The following is a 4,990-nucleotide window of genomic DNA, read 5'->3' on the forward strand; positions in this document are numbered from 1 at the left end:
ACCTGCGGCATGGTGGGCCCCATCGGGGTGTACACCGGCTGGGTCAACGATGTGGCCACCGGGGCCAAGGCGGCCATTACCTCCTTCGACTGGGCGGGCATGATCCTGATTTGCTTTGTCCTGCCCGCCATCCTCACCTGGCTGTTCGGCCTGTTCTTCCGGCACATCGGCTGGATCAAAGAGGGGGATTTGAAACTGGACTGACCGGCAAAGATATAAAATCAACCCGGCGCGGCTATTTGCCGCGCCGGGTTTTTTTGTGTTTTGACAGATTGGGCCGGCCTGTGTTGTTATAAGGGTGAAAGGAGGGAGGGCTATGGAGGAACAGCGGGCCCGGGAGCTGGTGGACCGCTATGCCGACGCCATCATTCGCCTGGGGTACACCTGGCTGGGAGATCTGGACGACGCCAAGGACATCTGCCAGGAGGTGCTGCTCAAACTGCTGACCGATGGGCGCGCCTTCCCCGACCGGGGGCAGGAGCGGGCCTGGGTGGTGCGCCTCACCATCAACCAGTGCAAGAACTGGAAGAAGAGCGCCTGGTTCCGCCGCCGGGCGCCGTTGGAGGAGGGACTCCACCTGAGTGTGGAGGCCCCGGAGCCGGAGGACGGCTCCCTGCTGGAGCAGGTCAACCGTCTGCCCGCCAAATACCGGCAGGTACTCTACCTGCGATACTATGAGGACTACGAGGTACACGAGATCGCCGCCCTGCTGGGCCAGAGCCCCGCCCTGGTGAGTACCCACCTGGCACGGGCCCTGGCGGCCCGGCAGGAACAGCCCGCCCAAAGACCCCGCCGCCGGTGGAGCCGCACCGCCGTGGCGGCCGCCGTGCTTGCGGCGGTGCTGGTGGGGTCGGTGGGGGCGGCGGTGGTGGTGCCGCCGGTGGTGCGCAGCTACTTCGGCGACAGCGCCGGATACCGGCAGAGCGCCATGAAGTTGGGGGAGTCCATCACCAAAAACGGCTGGACCATGACTCTCACCGATTGCATGGCCGACGACTATACCATTTATCTGGGGGTCACCCTCACCGCCCCGGAGGGGACGACGCTGGACTGGGCAAACGGATATCACTTTGACGAATGGGGTTCCCCCACCTTCCCGGAACTGGAGTACGGCGGCGGTGGAACCTACACCCAACTGGAGGACGACGATCCTACGGACAACCAGATCCGCTTTTTGCTTACCAGCTACTACGCCTCCTATAAAGAATCCCTGAACGGTCAGATCATGGAGGTCACGCTGGGCAAGCTCTTTCACTATGCCGGCTGGAACGGCAACAAATATTCCTATGAGGAGATCTACGACTGCGACGAGACCTGGACCTTCCGCACCACCCTGAACTACCCGGATCACATCATCCGGCTGGAGCCCAATGTCTCCGTCCACACCCTGGACGTGGACGCTGCCATTACGGAAGTGGTGGTATCTCCCCTCAGCGTATATGTGCATATCGAGGGGGAGGCCCTCAAGGGCCACCACAGCTGGATACCCAAAGACGAGGCCGGCAATCCGACCTGCATCGATGTTCAGGAAATCACCCTCCACACCAAGGACGGCAACCCCATTCCTATGAACAGCCGTATGCACTGCAGCGGGTGCCACGGTGGCGAGTGGAGCGACCCCGAGGAAATCGGTGATCTCATTCTGATCCGCCGCCCCGACACTCCCCTGGACGTGGAAAACCTGGCCTCCATTTCGGTCTGCGGGGTGGAGATCCCCCTGACCTGATCCTAACCGGAACACAAAAAGCGCGCCTTTCGGCGCGCTTTTTGCTTATTTACGGATCTTACCGCACATAGTAGACGTAGTTCTCCTTCCGGGGGGCGGGGGCGGGCCTGTCCCCCTCCCGGTAGCCCAGGATGCAGTGGCCGATACCCACATAGTCCCCCTCGATGCCCCACTTGGCCAGCAGGGCCTTGCCCTCGGCGGACTCGAACTCCTCTCTGGCCCGGTGGATCCAGCAGGAGCCCAGCCCCGCCGCCTCGGCGGCGTTGAGCAGGTTGTCCATGACGCAGCAGCCGTCATAGAAGTGGGTGGGAATGTTCTTGTCGGCCAGCACGATCAGTACCGTGGGAGCCCCGTAGAAGGGGTTGGCCTCCGGGTTGCCCATAATGGCGGCGTTCATCTGGTTCAGGGCGTCGATGGTCTCCCTGTCCTGTACCACAACAATGATGGGCGACTGGCGGCCCATACCGGTGGGGGCGTAGGTTCCCGCCTTCACCACCGCCTGCAGTTCCTCCTCGGTGATCTGTTCCGGCCGGTAGGCCCGGCAGCTGCGCCGCTGCTCCAGCAGCTCCAGTGCGTTCTGATTCATCCTTCCAACTTCCTTTCCCCCTGGCGGGGCGATTTTTCTTACCTCAGTATACCCGTTTCCTTCCCCCCGGTAAAGCGGGCGTTTTTCACAGATTTTTCTTGTTTGCATGCCAGGTCTTTCGTTTTTCGGCTGACAAGGGAAAACAGGTATGATATAATGGCGTGCAGGGCAATCTTAGGAGAGGAGCTGCACGGCATGAAGATGAAAGTGATTGGATACCTGGCGCTGATCCTGGCGATCACCGGGGTGGTTCTGCTCCTGATCGCCCTGCGGGGATGATCCCCCATACGAAAGAATGCGAGGTCTTTCCGTTTGAAGTACGAAAAACGCACGCTCCCCAACGGGGTGCGTATTCTCACCGAGCAGGTGCCCGGCGTGCGCTCGGCCTGCCTGGGCATCTGGGTGGGCACCGGCTCCCGCCACGAGGCGGCGGGGGAGGGCGGCGCCGCCCACTTTATTGAGCATATGCTCTTCAAAGGCACCTCCACCCGCTCCGCCGCACAGCTGGCCCAGGAGATGGACGCCATCGGCGGACAGGTCAACGCCTTCACCACCAAGGAATGCACCTGCTTCCACGCCCGGGTGCTGGACACCCATCTGCCTATGGCAGCCGACATCCTGTGCGATATGTTCTTCCACTCCAGATTTGACGACGGCGACGTGGATACCGAGCGGGGCGTCATTCTGGAGGAAATCGGCATGTACGAGGATAACCCCGAGGACCTGTGCGCCGAGCGGCTGGCCGGGGCGGTCTTCAAAGGTTCCCCCCTGGCCCGGCCCATTCTGGGCAAAAAGGCCACCCTGGACGGGATGGACGGGGCCTGGCTGCGCCGGTACAAAGACACCCACTACGGCCCGGAATCCATTGTGGTGGCCCTGGCGGGCCGGTTCACCCAGCGTGACGTGGACGACCTGGCCGCCCGGTTTGCCGTGCTGGAGCCCTGCACACCCGTTGCCAGCAAGCCCGCCGCCTACCACAGCGGCATTGTGGTCAAGAAAAAGGCCATCGAGCAAAACCACCTGACCCTGGCCTTCCCGGGGCTGCCCTTCTCCGATCCCCGGCGGTTCACCCTCCAGCTGCTCTCCTCCATCCTGGGGGGCGGCATGTCCTCCCGGCTGTTCCAGCAGGTGCGGGAGCAGCGGGGTCTGTGCTACTCCATCTACTCCTACGGCACCTGCCATGAGGACGCCGGCTATTTCGGCATCTACACCGCCCTGGGCCGGGAGACCGAGCGCCAGGCCCTGGACACCATTCTCTCCGTCATCCGGGACTTCAACGATCACGGCGTCACCCAGGAGGAGCTGGACCGGGCCAGAGAGCAGTCCAAGGCCAATGTACTGATGGGGCTGGAATCCACCCAGGCCCATATGAGCAGCCTGGGCCGTGGGGAGATGCTGGTGGGCCGGGTGCTGGACGAGGAGGAGATCATCGCCGCCTACGACGCCGTTACCCGGGAGGACGTGCGTACCCTGGCCGGGGAGCTGATGGATCTGTCCAACGCCTCTCTCTCCGCCGTGGGCCGTGTGGGCCGGGCGGAGGAGTATCAGGCTTTACTGACCTGATCCATGTGGAAAACCCTGTGGAAAATGTGTAAAATCATTTAACTTAGGAAAAGAGGACGCGCCTGGGCGCGTCCTCTTTTTGGATCATTTGGCCGGGCGGGCCTGTTACACAAACACCGCCTGCACCAGGATCATATACAAAATAGTGCCGCCGAAAATGCTCAGCAGGTTGTTGTGACGCCACAGGTGGAGGATCACCACCGCCGCCACCGAAATGAGCTGGGGGACCCATCCTCCCGCCTGGGCAAAGGAGATGTCCTTCAGGCAGTAGATGATGAGCATGGCGATGACGGCGGGGGGCAGCACCCGCCCCAGGTAGAGGATGATCTTGGGAGGGGCGCTCCCCCGGTCAAAGAGCAGGAAGGGGAGGGCCCGGGTGAGAAAGGTAACGATGGCCATGACCGCGATGGCGGCAATGGCCTCGGCGGTGGTCAGCATTTCTGTTCGCCCTCCTTTTCCTCCAGCTTGTCCCGCAGGATGAGCAGCAGCAGTACGATCACACCCAGGGAGACAATGAGCATCTGCTGCTGGCCGAAGAACCGGCCCAGAATGATGAGAAACAGGATGGTCACCCCAAACCCCAGCAGGGCGGGCAGGTGCCTGCGGTAGGCCTTCCACTGATCCACGGCGATGACCACAAAGAGGGCGGTCATGGCAAAGTCAATGCCCTTGGTGTCCACCGGGATGAGGGCCCCCGCCACCGCACCGATTACCGAGCCCAGGATCCAGTAGCTGTGGTCCAGCAGGGCGATGGCAAAGTAAAAGTTCCTGGGGTCCACCCCCACCGGGGCCTGGGCGGAGGAGAGCAGGGCGTAGGTCTCGTCGGTGAGGGAGAAGATCATGTAGAACTTCCGCCAGCCCATGCCCCGGAACTTCTCCAGCATGGACAGGCCGTACACCAGATGGCGGAAGTTGATGAGCAGGGTCATAAGGGCCACCGTACCCAGAGCCGCGGCGGTGGAGAGCAGGGTCACCCCCAGGTACTGGCCCGACCCGGCGTAAATGGTGAGGGACATGAAAAAGGCCCAGATAAAGTTGTAGCCCACGGCCTGGAGCATGAAGCCGAAGGCCATGCCGATGGCCAGATAGCCCATCAGCACCGGCACCGTCACCGG

At 62.4% G+C, this 4,990-nt stretch carries 7 protein-coding genes; 4 read left to right on the forward strand and 3 right to left on the reverse strand.

Annotation, left to right across the window (positions count from 1 at the left end):
• The coding region (locus tag Q0K43_RS10195) for a PTS sugar transporter subunit IIC (protein WP_297290425.1) at positions 1-204 on the forward strand (204 nt) is incomplete at its 5' end.
• A gap of 112 nt (positions 205-316) precedes the next feature.
• Positions 317-1,726, forward strand: coding sequence for a sigma-70 family RNA polymerase sigma factor (locus Q0K43_RS10200; protein WP_297290426.1), 1,410 nt, complete (start codon positions 317-319; stop codon positions 1,724-1,726).
• A gap of 58 nt (positions 1,727-1,784) precedes the next feature.
• Here the strand turns inward: Q0K43_RS10200 and Q0K43_RS10205 are convergent, their stop codons facing one another.
• Positions 1,785-2,312, reverse strand: coding sequence for a nitroreductase (locus Q0K43_RS10205; RefSeq protein WP_297290427.1), 528 nt, complete (start codon positions 2,310-2,312; stop codon positions 1,785-1,787).
• A gap of 156 nt (positions 2,313-2,468) precedes the next feature.
• Here Q0K43_RS10205 and Q0K43_RS10210 point away from each other — a divergent pair, with 156 nt between their 5' ends.
• A complete protein-coding gene (locus tag Q0K43_RS10210; protein WP_297290428.1) occupies positions 2,469-2,591 on the forward strand; it encodes a hypothetical protein in 123 nt (40 codons plus the stop codon).
• Between the two features lie 33 nt (positions 2,592-2,624).
• Positions 2,625-3,875 (forward strand): M16 family metallopeptidase, encoded by a 1,251-nt coding sequence (locus tag Q0K43_RS10215; RefSeq protein ID WP_297290429.1) that lies wholly within the window; start codon positions 2,625-2,627, stop codon positions 3,873-3,875.
• A 105-nt stretch (positions 3,876-3,980) separates the two neighbouring features.
• On the opposite strand, the gene Q0K43_RS10220 is transcribed toward Q0K43_RS10215, so the two are convergent.
• Positions 3,981-4,313: a branched-chain amino acid transporter permease gene (locus tag Q0K43_RS10220; protein WP_297290430.1), complete on the reverse strand. Its 333-nt coding sequence runs from the start codon at positions 4,311-4,313 to the stop codon at positions 3,981-3,983.
• On the reverse strand, positions 4,307-4,990 hold a 684-nt coding region (locus tag Q0K43_RS10225), incomplete at its 5' end, for an AzlC family ABC transporter permease (RefSeq protein WP_297290431.1). The genes Q0K43_RS10220 and Q0K43_RS10225, both read right to left, overlap by 7 nt.

The sequence above is a fragment of the uncultured Flavonifractor sp. genome (assembly GCF_944383115.1).
Classification (GTDB): domain Bacteria; phylum Bacillota; class Clostridia; order Oscillospirales; family Oscillospiraceae; genus Flavonifractor.